This is a genomic window from Citrifermentans bremense R1 (genome assembly GCF_000426865.1).
GTDB lineage: Bacteria > Desulfobacterota > Desulfuromonadia > Geobacterales > Geobacteraceae > Geomonas > Geomonas bremensis.
In genome coordinates this window covers 115,438-131,125 of the sequence record NZ_AUGE01000002.1, presented here as the reverse complement: position 1 = coordinate 131,125, position 15,688 = coordinate 115,438, and the positions used below count along the sequence as shown (strand labels likewise).

The following is a 15,688-nucleotide window of genomic DNA, read 5'->3' as shown; positions in this document are numbered from 1 at the left end:
AGAACTGTCTGAAAGGAGGATGTATGTCCGGCGAAGTTTCCAGGAGACTGTCGTTTCTCGACCGCTATCTTACCCTTTGGATCTTCCTCGCTATGTTTGCAGGGGTGGGAGCGGGGTACTTGTTTCCGGGAGTTGAAAGTTTCATCAACAGCTTCCAGGTAGGGACCACCAACATCCCTATTGCCGCCGGCCTCATTCTCATGATGTACCCTCCCTTCGCCAAGGTGAAGTACGAGGATATGCCGGAGGTCTTCCACAACAAACGGGTTCTCGGGCTTTCGCTGGTTCAAAACTGGCTGATAGGCCCGGTCCTGATGTTCATCCTGGCTGTCATCTTTCTTCCCGACAAGCCTGAGTACATGGTGGGACTCATCATGATAGGGTTGGCCAGGTGCATCGCCATGGTCATCGTCTGGAACGATCTGGCAAAGGGAAACACCGAGTACGCCGCGGGGTTGGTTGCCTTCAACAGCATCTTCCAGGTCCTCTTCTACAGCGTCTATGCCTGGTTCTTCATCACGGTTCTCCCGCCTCTGGTCGGCCTGTCGGGCAGCATCGTGGAAGTCGGCATAGGGCAGATCGCCAAGAGTGTCTTCATCTATCTGGGCGTCCCGTTTCTGGCCGGTGCCATCACGCGCCTGGTCGGCGTCAAGGTGATGGGGAAGGAGCGCTACCACCGGGAGTTCGTACCCAGGGTCGGCCCGATCACGCTGATAGCGCTTCTCTTCACCATCGTCGTGATGTTCAGCCTGAAGGGGAACCTTATCGTGCAGCTCCCTCTCGACGTTGCCCGTATCGCGATCCCGCTGCTCATCTATTTCGTCGCCATGTTCTTCGTTTCCTTCTGGATGGGGAAAAAGCTAGGGGCCGACTACAGTAAGACCACGACCCTTGCCTTCACCGCTGCAAGCAACAACTTCGAGCTGGCCATCGCCGTCGCCGTCGCCGTTTTCGGACTCAATTCCGGCGCCGCTTTTGCCGCGGTGATCGGCCCTTTGGTGGAAGTGCCGGTCATGATAGCCCTGGTAAACGTGGCGTTCTGGTTCCAGCGCCGCTACTTTTCGGCATCCAGCATTTGAAGGAGTCAGTTTATGAAACCTAAGATAAGAGTCTTGTTCGTCTGCATACATAACAGCGCCAGAAGCCAGATGGGCGAGGCGTTTCTGAAACAGGCGGGCGGGGTACGGTTCGAGGTGCAAAGCGCGGGGATCGAATCGGGCAAGCTCAACCCTCTCGTGGTCCGGGCCTTGAAGGAGGTCGGCATCGACATCTCAGGCAACAAGACCAAGCAGGTTTCCGATTTCATCGACAGCGGTGAGCTTTTCGATTACGTCATCACCGTTTGCGACGAAACCAGTGCCGAGCGCTGCCCGCTTTTCCCGGGGCAGGCGCTGAGGCTTCATTGGGGCTTCCCGGATCCCTCTGTGCTGCAGGGGACAGACGAGGAAAAACTGTCCGCGATCCGCAGCATAAGGGACGCCATCAAAGAAAAGGTTAAAACCTGGAGTGTCACGGTATGAGATCATCCGGCTACAAGCGCGCGAGCTATCTCGCCCTGTTCACTATTTTCTACAACGTCCTAGAAGGTCTCGTATCCATGTGGATAGGGGCAGCCGACGAGACGCTGGCGCTGTTCGGCTTCGGGGCCGACTCCTTCATAGAGGTGATATCCGCGGTCGGTGTCTGGCACATGCTGCAGCGGATCAGGGCGAATGGCGGGGAGAGCCGCGACGAGTTCGAGCAGCGCGCCCTGAAGATCACCGGCGTCTCCTTCTATCTGCTGACGGCAGGGCTCGTGGCTACCGCTTTCCTCAACCTCTACCAGCACCATAAGCCGGATACCACCTTTGGGGGCGTCGTCGTCTCCCTGGTCTCCGTCTCTTTCATGTGGTACCTCATCCGCCAGAAGACGGCCGTAGGTAAAGCCCTCAATTCCCCCGCAATTCTGGCCGACGCGGCCTGTTCCCGCGCCTGCCTTTACTTCTCCCTGGCTTTGTTGGTCTCCAGTGCAGGATATGAGCTGACCGGTGTCGGAAGCCTGGATGCCATTGGAGCCATGCTCATCGCGTACCTGAGTTTCAAGGAAGGAAGGGAGGCTTTTGGCAAGGCCAAGGGGATGTCATGTTCCTGCGGTTGCAGTTGCAGCCCATAGTTCATCCTTCAGTTGATCTGATTCTGCCGCGCCATGCTGTAGCAGCACTTCCCTTAGTTGCCGCCTCTGTGGCGCTCCCCGCAGTACCCCCCCTGAAGCCCCTGTTGGTTCTTACTGACTTTTTTCACCTCTTGCAATCCAACTTAGATTTAACCAATAAACAACGTTATTTGGCCGAATGTCGCGATATGGCGTTATGAAATTATTTAGATGACGGGTCTTAATTGTTGTGGTATACGACTGAAATAACAGCACATTATTTTTCATATTTTTATCTTTGCTGGTTTTTTGTTGACTGCCTCAGCCGCGTATACCGTTAAATGGCAGAACCGCTGGAGCGGCGCCGGCGGACGGCTTCTGTGATCCGCTACTGTTATTGGAGCAGATATGTACCGTTTGATACGGCTCTTTCCCATCTTTCTGACTATCTACGTCCCCACCTTGTTTGTCGCCGCCCTCTGCCATGCAGAAGAGGAATTTCTCGGCACCGTCACCGGTCGCAACGCAGGTTATCTGTCGGTGCGGCTTGCTGACGGCGATACCCGCCGCATCAGAGTCGATGACAGTACAAGGTTCTTCAACGAGGGAGCCCCTGTCCCTCAACGCCGCGTCCTGCCGCACACCCTGGTGCGCATCGCCCCCAAGGACGGCACTGCTCTCACCGTTACCATACTGGACGCACCCAAATGAAGACGCTTTTCGCCACCTTAGTCACCTGCCTCATTTTCGGCTGCCTGGCGGCGTCGGCGTTTGCCGCACCCCAGATCCTCGGCAGTTCCCTTTCCCCGGCAAGCGGTGCCACCAATGTTGACCCAGCTGTGGTCGACACCATATGGGCTGAGTTCGATGATGCCCGAATGGACAAGGACAGCTTCTCCGGCAGGATCAGCGTCGACAACGGCGCCAAGTATTCGGTGAGCCTGGTTAACGACTCAAAGGGGGACTGGGTCAAGATCAGCCTGAAGAACAACCTCCAGTACAGTACCACCTACACGGTCAGCATCGATTACAGGGTCAAGAACAAAAGCGGCATCGCTATGGGTTCCAGCAGCGGCTCCAATTACAGCTGGAGTTTCACCACCAAGCCGAAACCTTCCACGGACAACACTGCTCCTGCGGTTACGGCAACCTTCCCAGCCAGCTCCGCCACCGACGTCCCTATTGCCTCCGACATCAGTATCACCTTCAGCGAGGTGATGGACCCCCTCAGCATCACCACCTTCAGCATCAGCGTCAATAGCGGCACTGTCAGCGGCACGGTTTCCCTCGACAGCACCCAAAAGATCGCCACTTTCCATCCCACCTCCAGCCTCAATTCCGACACGCCCTACACCGTCACCGTAAGCAGCACAGTCGGTGATGCAGCGGGGAACCGGTTGCCCGGAGATTACACCTTTACCTTCCGTACCCTCAAGCTAGACAGCATCGCTCCGAGGGTGGTTTCCGTCACCCCGGTCTCCGGCGCCACCGGTGTCGCAACCGGCGCGTCCATAAGCGCCACCTTCAGCGAGGCCGTCAGCGCCGGCACCATATCGTCCAGCAGCTTCGGTGTAAGCGGTGTGAGCGGCACGGTGAGCTATAACCCCACCACCTGGGTCGCCACCTTCACACCTTCCGCGCCGCTTGCAGCAGGTACCACCTATACGGTGACCATTTCCACTGCGGTGCAGGACCTCTCCGGCAACTACCTCGCCGGCGCGAAGGTCTGGACCTTTACTACTGCCGGGGCGACCCCGCCACCTTCTCTCAACGACTACTGCCAGGTTCCCCCCTACGTGAGCAACGACGGAACAGGGGTCAAGCCGAACCTGCTCCTCATCGTCGACAACTCGGGGAGCATGTACGAATTCGCCTACAAGGCGCCCGGTACCGGTACCAGCTCATACGACACCAGTTACGATCCGGCCTTTCCCTACTTCGGCTACTTCGACAGCGCCAGGATGTATAAGTACAGCGGCTCCTACTTCGAGCCCGATACTGCCGCCGCCGTCAACAAGAGCTCCTTTTGGTCGGGCAACTTCCTGAACTGGCTCACCATGCGCCGCGTCGACATCATTCGCAAGGTGCTCGTGGGAGGAAAGGCGCTGTCGCGTTCCACCAACACGACCAACTACCTCATCGCGGCGGAGGACCCGGACCGCGACTTTTACAAGAGCTACAACAACGTTCGCTACACCGTCCGTGCCGGTACTTCGACTGAGGTGATCAGGGACACCACCAACAACAGAAGCTATGACGTCAAGGTCTACGTCGGCCAGAATCCGCCGCAGGACGGACTGATCACGGGCTACCGGGACAAGATAAATTTCGGCCTCATGTTCTTTAACGACGGCTACCGCTACGAAAGCGGCGTTACCGCGGTGAGGGACGGCGGTCACGTTGCTGTCGATCTGGGGACAACCGGCACCAACCTGGTCACGCAGATAGAGAATACCGATCCCTCCACCTGGACCCCGCTCGCGGAAACGCTCTTCGAGGCCAGCCGCTACTTCGAAGCTGCCGATAGTGCCTACAACGGCGGGACCTACTCGGGGAGGGATCCGATCCAGTATCCCTGCCAGAAGAACTTCGTGATGATCCTGACGGACGGGGAGTCGACTCAGGACGAGAACCTTCCGGGCGCCTCCACCAACCTGGCCGGCAAGGTGACGGACCCAAGCCTCGACGTGAAGAGTTGGATGGACAGCATCGCCAGCCAGGAAAGGTATCCCAGCCAGTACGCGGCGAGCGCCAACGCCCAGTCGGGGAGCTACTACCTGGAAGCGGTAGCCTACTGGGCCCATAACACCGACCTGCGCTCCTCCACCCTGGGGAAGAATGTCCTTCCCGGCAAGCAGAACATCACGGTCTACACGGTCTTCGCCTTCGACGATTCCGCCATCGGCCGGGAAATACTTCAGAAGACGGCCAAGTACGGAGGGTACGACGACTACGACTCCACCGGCAGGCCGGACAAGACCCGCAAGTGGGACAAAAACGGCGACGGCATACCGGACACCTACTTCGAGGCCCAGACCGGCTCCGTCCTCGCCGAATCCTTGCAAAACGCCTTCAACGACATCCTGGCCCGGGTCTCCTCCGGCACAGCCGCTTCCATCCTCAGCAACAGCGAGGGGAGCGGCGCCAACGTGCTGCAGGCGCTCTTTTACCCGAAACGCTTCTTCGGCGCCCAGACCTCTGTGGATTGGATCGGGGAGCTGCATAACATGTGGTACTACGTCGATCCCTTCATCAGCAACAGCACCATGCGGGAGGACAGCGACTACGTCGAGGCGACGCCCTCGCCGGCGCACTACCTGAACCTCGGCCGGGATAACGTGGTCGGATTTCGCTACAATGCCTCGCTCGATCGGACCACGGCGCGGCGCTTCAGCGACGCCCGGGGGGACGGCAGGCCGGACGTCGACAGCAACGGGGACGGTGTCGCCGACAGCTACACCTTCCTCGATGAGGTGGACGCCGACTCGGTGAAGAGCATCTGGCGCGCCGGAAAACTTCTCTGGGAGAGGAGCGCGCCGCGCACCATCTACACCCAGACTGTCGGCACCCTCACCAGTTTCACCGGCCTGGACACCTCGCTCGCCTCCACCCGCAGCCTGCTCCAGGCGGCCAACCAGACTGAGGCGGACAAGATCATCTCCTATATTGCGGGGACCGACCAGGGGGGGTACCGAAACCGCACCGTGAACATAGGCGGAACCCCAGGGGTCTGGCGCTTGGGGGACATCGTTGCCTCGACGCCCAAGCTGCAGTCCACGATGAAGCTAAATGCCTATAATACCCCTGTCCCTGGAGGATACGGCGACACCTCCTACGGCGATGACCGGCACAAAACAGGCTTCATCTACAGTTCCGCCTATGCCAATCGTGGCATGGTGTACGTCGGGGCCAACGACGGAATGTTGCACGCCTTCAAGCTTGGCAAACTCGATGTCAGCAGTTCCGGGGACCGTCGGGCCTCCCTCTCCGGCACCGGCTTGGGGGAGGAACAGTGGGCCTTCATCCCCAAAAACGCGCTTCCCTATCTAACCTACTACGCGGACCCGGCATACAAACACCTTTACTACGTGGACGGGTCAACCATCATCAACGACGTGAGCATGGGTAAGCCTGCCGGCTGCAGCAGCGACTACTGGAACTGCGCCAAGGCCACGGACGGAAGCAACTGGCGCACCGTCTTGGTGGGGAGCATGGGGCTTGGCGGGGCGTCCAAGATGAAAGGTGCGGGGTGCAAGGGTACCGACTGCGTCGAGACCCCGGCCCTCGACCCGCTCGATGTCACCAAAGGTGTCGGGTACTCCTCCTACTTCGCCCTCGACGTCACGCAGCCCGAGTCGCCGTCGCTTATGTGGGAGTTCGGGCACCAGAACCTCGGTTTTTCCACTGCAGGGGCGGCGCTCGTGAAGATCAGCGCCCGCAAGGCGGACAACGTCACCCCCGACAAGTCCAAGAACGGGAAGTGGTTCGCCGTGCTCGCCTCGGGCCCTACCGGTCCCATTGACACCGCCAGCCACCAGTTCAAGGGGACCTCGACCCAAAACCTCACCATCTACGTGCTGAACCTTGAGGACGGCACGGTTGCCGCTGTGCTCGACACCCTGGTCGATGGCAGCAAGATAGCAAACGCCTTCGCCGGCACCATCACGAGCGGCGTCTCCGACACGGACCGGTGGAACACCGCCTCGCCGGGGCACTACCAGGACGACGCCATTTACATCGGCTACACGCAGCTCTTAGGCACCACCTGGACCGGGGGCGGGGTGCTGCGGGTTGTTACCGGCGAGGACCCGAATCCCCGGAACTGGAAGCTCAGCAAGGTGATCGACGGGACCGGGCCGGTTACCACCAGCGTGGTCCGGCTCCAGGACCGCAAGAACCACAACCTCTGGCTCTACTTCGGCTCCGGGCGCTACTACTACAACCAGGACGACAACGACGGACAGCGCCGGCTCTACGGCGTGAAGGATCCGTGCTACACCTCAGCGGACCGCCTCGATGCCTCCTGCAGTTCAGGAACTTCACTGTCGCAGCTGACCAACCAGTCAAGCACCATATCGAACAGCATCAGCAACCAGGGGTGGTACATAAATCTCGCCGGTGAGCAGACTGCCGCCTCGCTCGGCGCTGAGCGTGTCGTCACCGATCCTGTGGCGCTTACCAACGGGGTGGTCTACTACACCACCTACGCACCCACCTCCGACCCCTGCGGGTTCGGGGGGACCACGGCGCTATGGGCGGCGAAGTTCGATACCGGGGGGAATCCCCCGGCCGCGGCGCTGCAGGGCAAGGTGCTGGTTCAGCTCTCCACCGGGAGCTTCGAGGAGCTAGACCTGGAAAAACGGCCGCCGCACACGGACCCGCGCGAGGTGTTCGATTCCCTGGTCGGGAAAGCGTCGGCGGATTCACCCCCCATCTTCACCAAAAGCAACCTGAAGCCGGTGAAGCGGATCATGCACATCAAAGAACACTAGCGGCACCTCCTGAAGCGGGAAGGGCACAAGAGGCGAGGGGGAAGCTTGAAACGCACAATATCCGCAGGCAAGGGGTTCACCCTCTTGGAACTCCTGATCGTGCTGGCGATGCTGACAGTGCTCCTGAGCCTGGCGACGCTCCAGTTCAACCGCTACTCCAGGAAAAGTTCCATTGAGGCGCAGGTGAAGACCCTGCACGCCGATCTTCTAGCGGCGCGCAGCCAGGCTCTTTTCGAGAAGCGGGCCCGGGCTGTGTCGCTCACCCCCACCGGCTTCGCGGCGTACTCCTCGGGGAGCGCCACCGGCAACCCGCTCCAGAGAAAGACACTACGGCACAGGCTCTCGCTCAAGTCGGATCCTTTCGTGATCGTGTTCAACGCGGCCGGCGTCAGCGACAGCGCGGACAGCGACGCCGTTTGCACCGAACCAGCCGGCAACGAGGCTGCGGCCGACACCTTGGTCATCACGCCCACGCGCATAGAAACGGGGAAAAGGAATGCATCAGCAGCATGCAGTTCGGAAAACATCACCATCCGGTAGCGCCGGTTTCACCCTTGTGGAGGTCATGGTCGCCATGGGGGTGGTGATCGTGAGCCTCTTCGGCCTGCTCCAGGTGGTAGGGTTCAGCACCGCCAGCAACGTCAAGAACCAGCTGCGCGACGAGGCGGTACTTATCGGTGAAAGCCAGATGGCGCAGTTGATGCGCCTGCCGCAGTCGGCGGTAACTCCCCTGCAAACTATCTCGGTTGCGAGCCAGCTGCGAGGAGGGGACAAACAGTACACGGTGATACGGGAGGCGCTTCAGATTCCTTCAAGCGACAGCTACCAGTTCATCGTGAAGGTTAAGTGGGCCTACAAGAACATGACCTCCTTCCACGAGGTAAGGACGGTTCGCAGCTATAAGGACGGCAAGTGAAGCTGATGCGAAACGACAACGGCTACACCCTGGCGGAGATGCTGGTCGCCATGGGGATCTTCCTCTTCGTGATCCTGGCGGCAAACCAAGCGTTCCAGCGCATTGTCGCGCTCTCCTCCCAAAACTCGTCGTCATTGGTCAGTAACATCGAGGGGGTCGTGGGGCTGGAGCTATTGCGCTACGACATCGAGCACGCCGGCTATGGCCTCCCCTGGCGCTTTCAGAGCTACACCGGGGCCATTACCTTTCGAAACCTGGGGGGAAGCGCCAATGCCGAGGTGATTGCTGCGAACGGGGCACTGGCGCAGGGGATGGATTCCGCCTCCCTCAACGCCGTCGACAGCGGCGACATCCGTGCCCTGGCGGCCGGAACCTGCAGCAAGGAAGTAAACGGCAGCGATACGGCCAACGTCAGCGGCGGTCCTGACTATCTCGTGGTCCGCTCGGTCATGGCGGCCCTCAACCGGGGCACCGGCGATGTCAGCCGCAAGTGGAGCTACCTGAACTATTCCTCGACCGGTACGGAAAATCAGAGCTACCTCAAGAAGTGGTACAACGCCGAGGATCTCGGCCCCGGCGACCGCGCCACCGCCATCCTTTCCACCTTCACCACCTCGGGTGCCGAAGAGAAGATCCTGCTCATGGACGGACTTGATTTCGAGGTCAAGATCGGAGCAGGCGGAGCGCTCCCTGCCGGCGAGTCCTTCAAACCGGCAGACGGTTCCCATATCGTGACCGCCTACGGTCTCGCCAACAGCCCCGGCCTGGGGAGCGTCTTGCGCATGCCTTACCACCGCACCGACTACTACCTGTCCCGCCCGGCATCGGCGCCTCCAACCTGCAACCCCGGCACAGGCATCCTTTATAAGGCGGTCGTCGACCAGGCCACCGGCCGTTTCGCGACGTCGTACCCTCTGTTAAACTGCGTGGCCGACCTGCAGGTCGAATTTGAATATGACGCTAAGGACGACGGAGATATAAGCTACCTTTCCGGCTCCACGCTCAACTCATACGACGCCGCCGACATCAGAGACCATGTCAAAGTTGTGCGGGTTTACCTCCTGGTGCAGGAAGGGCGGCGGGACGACTCGTTCAACTATTCCGGGGATTCGATACAGGTAGGCGACCGTGCCAGGCCCACCACCTCGGGCAGGACCCTGAGCGCAACTGAAATGGCGACCTTATTCACCAATGACTGGAGAAAATACCGTTGGAAGCTCTACACCATAGTGACGCGCCCGAAGAACCTGGTTCAGTAAAGAAGGGGAGCTGGAGCAACCCCGTCACCGTACTCGGCAACGAACGTGGCATTGCCCTGGTCACGGCGTTGCTGCTGGCGCTGATATCGCTGGCGATCGCCCTCGCCGTTCTCTACCTGGTACTGATGCAGACCAAGGTCTCCGCCGCCCACAAGCGCTACAAGACCGCTCTTGAGGCATCCCACGGCGGTGTCCAGCTCATCACCAAGGAACTCATCCCCCGCATGTTTGGCTCCTCAACCCCCGGAGCCGCCATCAAGAACGATTTCATTGCGCTATCCCTGGGGCTCAGTTCGGATGCTTGCCTTGGGCAGAAACTTTCCCTCCGTTCCTCTGGATGGGCTGCCTGCCAAGCCGGGAACCAGAGCCCCGACCCCAAGCAAGCCCCCGATATGACCTTCAAATTGCCGGGCCTTAAGGGGCCGGGTTACCAGGTCTACGCAAAGATCGTCGACACCCAGCCCGGCAACTCCGACACCTCAGGGGTCGAGCTTCTCGACAGCGCCGCCGGAGTCACAGGCGCTTCCTCCGGCGTCTCCCCGAAACACGTGCCGGCGCTGTACCGCATCGAGACGCAAGGCGAGAGCATTGCAAACCCCAGAGAAAAAGCCGCGCTCACCGTGCTGTACTCGTACTGATCTTCTCCTATCCAACCTCACGGAGCCAGCTTCGCGTCGGATTTCAAGCGGGCTAGGGTAAATTTGTCACGAGCTCAGGTAAATTTGTCACGAGCTCAGGTAAATTTGCAACGCGCTCATGTCGAATTGCAACGCGCACGTGACAAATTGAAACGCGCACGTGACAAATTGAAACGCGCCCATGTCGAATTGCAACGCGCTCATGTCGAATTGCAACGCGGTCATGTCGAATTGCAACGCGGTCATGTCAAATTGCAACGCGGTCATGTCAAATTGCAACGCGGTCATGACAAGTTAGCACGCGGTCGTGACAAGTTAGCACGCGGTCATGACAAATTGCAATGCGGCCATGACAAATTGCAACGCGCCGGGGGGGGGAGGGTTAGTAGAGGGGGTTAAAGCTCTTCCGTCGTGAAGGCGACTACCTCGTCGATAGTTTCGGCATCGAGCAGCACCATGACCAGCCGGTCGACTCCCAATGCTATCCCGGCGGCCTCCGGCATCTCGTCTAGGGCGGATAGGAACTTCTCCGGCATGGGATAGGCGGCTTTTCCCTGCGCCGCACGTTCGGCGGCCGCAGTTACAAATCTCGCCCGCTGTTCGACCGGGTCGATCAGTTCGGAAAATGCGTTGGCTATTTCGAGTCCGCCGATGTAGAGCTCGAAACGCTCGGCAACGGTCGGGTCGGAAGGCTTCAATCGGGCGAGGGCGGAACAGCTGGCCGGATAGTCGTAGATGAAGGTGGGGCGGGCAAGGCCGAGATTGGGCTCGATGCGATCGACCATGATTACGTCGAAGGTGCCGTCGGCAAGCGCCTGCCACATGGAGATGCCGCCGTAACGCAGGAAGGCGTCGGCGACGGTGATCCTCTCCCACTTGCCGCTAAGTGCTATCTGCTGTCCGCGGTAGCTTATGCTGCCGGTTGCGGCGGCGTGCTGGACGAGCGCTTCCGTTTCCTCCATCAGCACCAGGTAATCGGCTTTGGAGCGGTACCACTCCAGCATGGTGAACTCGCTCAAGTGTCGCACGCCGCGCTCGCCGTCACGCCAGCAGCGGCAGATCTGGAAGATGCGCTGGTAGCCTGCCGCAAGCATCCGCTTCATGCAGAGTTCCGGGGAGGTCTGCAGGAACCATCCCGAGGCGGGGATGGCGTCGATCTGGGCTTCAGGGGCGGGGGCAGGTATGCGAAAAGGGGTCTCGACTTCGAGATACCCCTTTTCTTGAAAAAACTCTCTTATCCTGCCGAAGATCGCCCCCCGTTCGACCAGCGCCTGGCGGCGCCTGGCCAGGGGCCAGCTTCCCATGCGTTACCCCTTTACCCTGGTGGAGTATTCGCCAGTGCGGGTGTCGATGGTGATCAGTTCTCCCTCTTCGATGAAGGGGGGAACGCGAAGCACGTAGCCGGTCTCGACGGTGGCGGGCTTGGAGTCGCTGCCGGAGGTGTCGCCCTTGACCCAGGGGTCGGTCTGCACCACCCTGAGGTTGACGAAGTTGGGGACGTCGACGCCTATGGCCTTCTCCCTGAAGATGAGCACGTCCACCTGGAGGTTGTCGATCAGGTAGTTCTTGGCGTCGCCCATGGCCTCTTCGCTGATGTGGATCTGCTCGAAGGTGTCGTTGTCCATGAAGCAGTAGTGATCGTCTTCCTTGTACAGGTACTGCATCACGCGGTCTTCCAGGCGGGCCGGCTCGAAGGTTTCACCGGAACGGTAGGTGCGGTCCATGGTGGAACCGGTGATCATGTTCTTCATCTTGGTCCGGTAAAGCGCCTGACCTTTGCCCGGTTTCGCGAAATCGAAGTGGGTGATGATGTACGGTTCGTCGTTGATGGCGATCTTCAGCCCTTTTTTCAGATCGGCTGCAGTATACATGTGCTCTTCCTTCTCTATCTGGTGAAATTAAATAAAGATCCAGCGCGCAGCGAGAGGCGGCGGGCTAAACCCGTTGGTCCTTTATATCGGTTATGCCTTGCAGCTGATCGGAAGATGGCTGGGACAGACGCCGAAGACTTGTGGGAGGACTACTTGGCGCGGTAGGTGATGCGGCCGCGGCTAAGGTCGTAAGGCGAGAGTTCGACGGTCACCTTGTCGCCGGGCAGAATCTTGATGAAAAACTTCCTCATTTTGCCGGAGATGTGTGCCAGCACCATGTGGTCGTTTTCCAGCTTGACCTTGAACATCGCGTTCGGAAGCGGCTCGATTACCGTTCCTTCTACTTCTATTGCTTCTTCCTTGCTCATTTTTTCTCCTGGCCGTTGGGTGGCTTCTTTAACAATCTGTGAGTCTACAAATATTTATCGCAAATTGCAAGCTGGTTTTCTCTCTCTGGAGGATTTCGCCCCCTGCAGCATACACTATTTACAGGATTTTCATAACATGCTAGAAATAGGGCGAGATTTTCCAAGGAGCCCCGCTTTACATGAAAAAACTTATCAGGGAGATCCCGCTTGCCAACGGGCTCACCGTTCGATTCTTCGATGCCACGCGCCGCTACTTCGGCGATTATCATCAGGTTCGCATCAACATCTGCTGTGAGGTGCCGCTTAGCGCCGACCTTTTCGAGGACGCGGCCGCGCACCGCGACGCCGCCAAGCTTTTGGGCGGCAGCGTCAGCTATTCCAAGGACATCGAACACCAGGGGGTCGCCACCGACGACATCCCGGGGACCGTCGAAAAGGTGATCCAGCACTTTGTCGACCATTCGCTTTCATACCTCTCCGGCTCGGAGTTTCCCCGCAAGCTGGTACAGTCCGAATTGAAGCGGATCCTGGGCAAGAGAAAGGCATTTGTGGTCGGCGGCTACCGTGGCTGAGGCGGTAGTCGAAATCGAGAGGCTTTGCTACGGCGGCGCTGGCTTTGGCCGCATCGACGGCAAGGCCTGCTTCGTTCCGCTCACCGCGCCGGGCGACAGGGCCCGGGTCCGGGTGGTCAAGGAGAAGCGCTCTTTCGCGGAGGCCGAGGTGGTTGAGCTCTTGGAGCCTTCGCCGCTGCGCACCGAACCCGCCTGTCCCTATTTCGGGGTCTGCGGCGGGTGCGACTGGCAGCACCTCCCCTACGCCGAGCAGTTGAAGCAGAAAGGGGAGATCTTTGCCGATACGCTGGCGCGCATCGGGAAGGTGCCGCGCGAGTTGGTTTTGCCGGTCTCCCCCTCGCCTGAGTGCTACGGTTACCGCTCGCGGATCCAGCTCAAGGTCGCCCGTAAAGGCGGCTCGCCGACGCTGGGGTTTTTCAAGCGCGGCTCGCACGACGTGGTCGATCTCGCCGCCGGGTGCCCGTTGGCTGCGCCCCTTTTGAACCAGGTGCTGGCCGAAGTCAGGGGGATTTTGCCAAGGCTGCCGCAGCCTGAGGGGATATCCCAAGTGGATCTCGCCATGGGCGACGACGGCGAGTCCATCGCGGTCGTCCACTACCGCGGGCAAGACGCCGCCTCCCTTTCGGACCGGCTTCTTGCCGCCCGACCGGAGCTTCCTTCTGTAACTGGAGCTTACCTGAAGACCGGGGAGAAGGGGGAAATGAGCGCCGTCTTCGGTGTCGACTCCCTGAGCTACGGGGTTCCCGCCCGGCTTTTTCCCGGGTCGCGCGAGGTGCGGCTTCGCTTCAGCCGCGGGGGGTTCTCCCAGGTCAACTACCGCCAGAACCTGGAACTGATCAAGACGGTGGGGGAGTGGGGGGCGCTGCGGGAAGGTGCCCGGGTGCTCGACCTTTACTGCGGCAACGGCAACATCTCGGTTCCCATCGCGCCCTTGGTCGGCCAAGTGGTCGGGGTGGAAGGGTACGCTCCCTCGATCGTCGACGCCGCGGCCAACGCCGAGGCAAACGGCGCCCTCAACGCGAGCTACCAAGTTGGTGACGCGGCGCTTTCGGTGCGGCGGCTGGCAAAGCGCAAGGAAAAGTTCGACCTGGTCGTCCTCGACCCGCCGCGCGCCGGCGCCGAAGCTGCCGGGGAACTGGCGCTTTTGGCGCCGGAAAGAATCCTTTATGTGTCCTGCGACCCCGCCACCCTGGCGCGCGACCTGGGCCAGCTCCGCGGGGCCGGGTACCGGGTCGCCCGCTCCAAGCCGGTGGACATGTTCCCGCAGACCTACCACCTGGAGAGCGTGACCGAACTGATTCGGGATTGAAATACAAAATAAATACAGGTTTATGTAAAGGCGGAGGGCCTCATGTTATTCGGACTTTTCAAGAAGAAGGATCATCGTTACTACCAGACCCAGGGCGCAAAGTTCCTGGCGGCGGAGCGCTATGCCGACGCCCGGGTCGACTTTCTCGAAGCGCTGAGGCTTTGCCCCGCTGACGCCGCCACCGACCAGGGCGAAATACGCCAGGGGCTCGACCACTCGGGAAACCGCCTGGGCGAGCTCAACCTGGAGGAGGGGGAGCATTCCCTGAACCAGGGTGAGCTGCAAAAGGCGTTCGACCACTTCACCCTTGCTGGCGAACTGGCAGCGGACCAGCGGATCAAGGCCAAGGCAACGGCGGGGCTTGCCAGGGTGCAGCAGGGGAACGCGCCCCAGTCCGCGCCCGTTGCCGCTGCCGCTGCTCCCACGGCTGCCGCCGCTCCCGCCAAGGAAGTTGCCGGCCCCTACAAGCCGCATGGCGGAGGCTCCTGCACCTCCTGCGGCACCCATGCACACCAAAAGCCTCTGGAGGCTGAGCCCGCCGGATTCGATCTCGCGGAAGAAGACCAGTTCCACCTCATGGTGGCGCCGCTTCCCGGCGACCTCCCAGCCCGTTACGGCGCCATGGGAAGCAAATTTGCCCAAGCCTATCTCATGATACACGACGGAAAGGACGCTAATGCACTTCCCGTTTTGCAAGAAATGCTGTTATCTGGTGAAAATGACATTGTATTATACGAAGTGGCACTTATAATGTTTAGGGCCGGGCGCATTCATGAGAGCGAAAGCCTCTTGAATCGTGCTCTTTCGGCCAACTCGCAAAACGGCATGGTTTACATGGCGCTGGTGCAACTTCTGGCCGGCGGCGGCAGGTATGCCGAGGCGATCGCCCTGGTTGAACGGATGCAGGCAGAAGACGTGATGGCGGACCAGGCGCAGTTCATGCTGGGCGAGCTCTACGAGACGACGGGGGACGAGGCGAAGGCGATCGAGATGTGGTCGAAGGCGCTGGAGATGCCGGCCGTGGCGCGCGCCGCCGCCGAGAAGCTGGTCCCGATCCTGGGGAGCCAGGGACGTACCGAGGAAGTCAAATACCTAGCCAAAAAGTACTTAAAAGGATGCTGCTAACGTAAAT

The 15,688-nt window shown here is 60.1% G+C and carries 16 protein-coding genes; 12 read left to right on the top strand and 4 right to left on the bottom strand.

Going from position 1 to position 15,688, the window contains the following annotated elements; translation table 11 throughout:
• The first annotated feature begins 23 nt into the window (after window positions 1-23).
• From arsB to K419_RS0102920, 9 genes are all read left to right on the top strand, one after another.
• Window positions 24-1,079, top strand: coding sequence for an ACR3 family arsenite efflux transporter (gene arsB / locus K419_RS0102960; protein ID WP_026840261.1), 1,056 nt, complete (start codon window positions 24-26; stop codon window positions 1,077-1,079).
• Between the two features lie 12 nt (window positions 1,080-1,091).
• The gene (locus tag K419_RS0102955) at window positions 1,092-1,520 is read left to right on the top strand and encodes an arsenate reductase ArsC (protein ID WP_026840260.1); all 429 of its coding nucleotides are present in this window, start codon (window positions 1,092-1,094) and stop codon (window positions 1,518-1,520) included.
• Complete coding sequence (locus K419_RS0102950; RefSeq protein WP_026840259.1) at window positions 1,517-2,152, top strand: cation transporter; 636 nt, start codon at window positions 1,517-1,519, stop codon at window positions 2,150-2,152. Before K419_RS0102955 ends, K419_RS0102950 begins: the two co-directional genes overlap by 4 nt.
• Window positions 2,153-2,539: 387 nt before the next feature.
• Window positions 2,540-2,842, top strand: a complete 303-nt coding sequence (locus K419_RS0102945) for a hypothetical protein (RefSeq protein ID WP_026840258.1) — start codon at window positions 2,540-2,542, stop codon at window positions 2,840-2,842.
• Window positions 2,839-7,623: an Ig-like domain-containing protein gene (locus K419_RS0102940; protein WP_026840257.1), complete on the top strand. Its 4,785-nt coding sequence runs from the start codon at window positions 2,839-2,841 to the stop codon at window positions 7,621-7,623. The genes K419_RS0102945 and K419_RS0102940 overlap by 4 nt, the downstream gene beginning before the upstream one ends.
• 45 nt (window positions 7,624-7,668) lie before the next feature.
• Window positions 7,669-8,163: a pilus assembly FimT family protein gene (locus K419_RS21490; RefSeq protein ID WP_035496830.1), complete on the top strand. Its 495-nt coding sequence runs from the start codon at window positions 7,669-7,671 to the stop codon at window positions 8,161-8,163.
• Between the two features lie 25 nt (window positions 8,164-8,188).
• Window positions 8,189-8,539: a pilus assembly protein PilV gene (locus tag K419_RS0102930; protein WP_264175566.1), complete on the top strand. Its 351-nt coding sequence runs from the start codon at window positions 8,189-8,191 to the stop codon at window positions 8,537-8,539.
• 5 nt (window positions 8,540-8,544) lie between these two features.
• The gene (locus K419_RS0102925; protein ID WP_026840255.1) at window positions 8,545-9,798 is read left to right on the top strand and encodes a PilW family protein; all 1,254 of its coding nucleotides are present in this window, start codon (window positions 8,545-8,547) and stop codon (window positions 9,796-9,798) included.
• Entirely contained in the window at window positions 9,750-10,436 is a 687-nt protein-coding gene (locus K419_RS0102920) for a hypothetical protein (RefSeq protein WP_051292849.1), read from the top strand. The genes K419_RS0102925 and K419_RS0102920 overlap by 49 nt, the downstream gene beginning before the upstream one ends.
• A gap of 87 nt (window positions 10,437-10,523) precedes the next feature.
• Here K419_RS0102920 and K419_RS0102915 read toward each other — a convergent pair whose 3' ends face one another.
• From K419_RS0102915 to infA, 4 genes are all read right to left on the bottom strand, one after another.
• Window positions 10,524-10,724: a hypothetical protein gene (locus K419_RS0102915; RefSeq protein WP_026840253.1), complete on the bottom strand. Its 201-nt coding sequence runs from the start codon at window positions 10,722-10,724 to the stop codon at window positions 10,524-10,526.
• Between the two features lie 107 nt (window positions 10,725-10,831).
• On the bottom strand, window positions 10,832-11,740 hold the full coding sequence (epmA, locus tag K419_RS0102910; RefSeq protein ID WP_026840252.1) for an EF-P lysine aminoacylase EpmA: 909 nt from the start codon (window positions 11,738-11,740) through the stop codon (window positions 10,832-10,834).
• A 3-nt stretch (window positions 11,741-11,743) separates the two neighbouring features.
• On the bottom strand, window positions 11,744-12,307 hold the full coding sequence (gene efp, locus K419_RS0102905) for an elongation factor P (RefSeq protein ID WP_012530489.1): 564 nt from the start codon (window positions 12,305-12,307) through the stop codon (window positions 11,744-11,746).
• Window positions 12,308-12,456: 149 nt separating this feature from the next.
• On the bottom strand, window positions 12,457-12,675 hold the full coding sequence (gene infA, locus K419_RS0102900; RefSeq protein ID WP_012530490.1) for a translation initiation factor IF-1: 219 nt from the start codon (window positions 12,673-12,675) through the stop codon (window positions 12,457-12,459).
• 179 nt (window positions 12,676-12,854) lie between these two features.
• Here infA and K419_RS0102895 point away from each other — a divergent pair, with 179 nt between their 5' ends.
• From K419_RS0102895 to K419_RS0102885, 3 genes are read left to right on the top strand one after another with little or no spacing between them, the layout of a single operon-like run.
• Entirely contained in the window at window positions 12,855-13,247 is a 393-nt protein-coding gene (locus K419_RS0102895; RefSeq protein WP_026840251.1) for a hypothetical protein, read from the top strand.
• On the top strand, window positions 13,240-14,556 hold the full coding sequence (rlmD, locus tag K419_RS0102890; protein WP_026840250.1) for a 23S rRNA (uracil(1939)-C(5))-methyltransferase RlmD: 1,317 nt from the start codon (window positions 13,240-13,242) through the stop codon (window positions 14,554-14,556). The genes K419_RS0102895 and rlmD overlap by 8 nt, the downstream gene beginning before the upstream one ends.
• Before the next feature lie 42 nt (window positions 14,557-14,598).
• Window positions 14,599-15,681: a tetratricopeptide repeat protein gene (locus K419_RS0102885; protein WP_026840249.1), complete on the top strand. Its 1,083-nt coding sequence runs from the start codon at window positions 14,599-14,601 to the stop codon at window positions 15,679-15,681.
• Window positions 15,682-15,688: the final 7 nt, after the last annotated feature.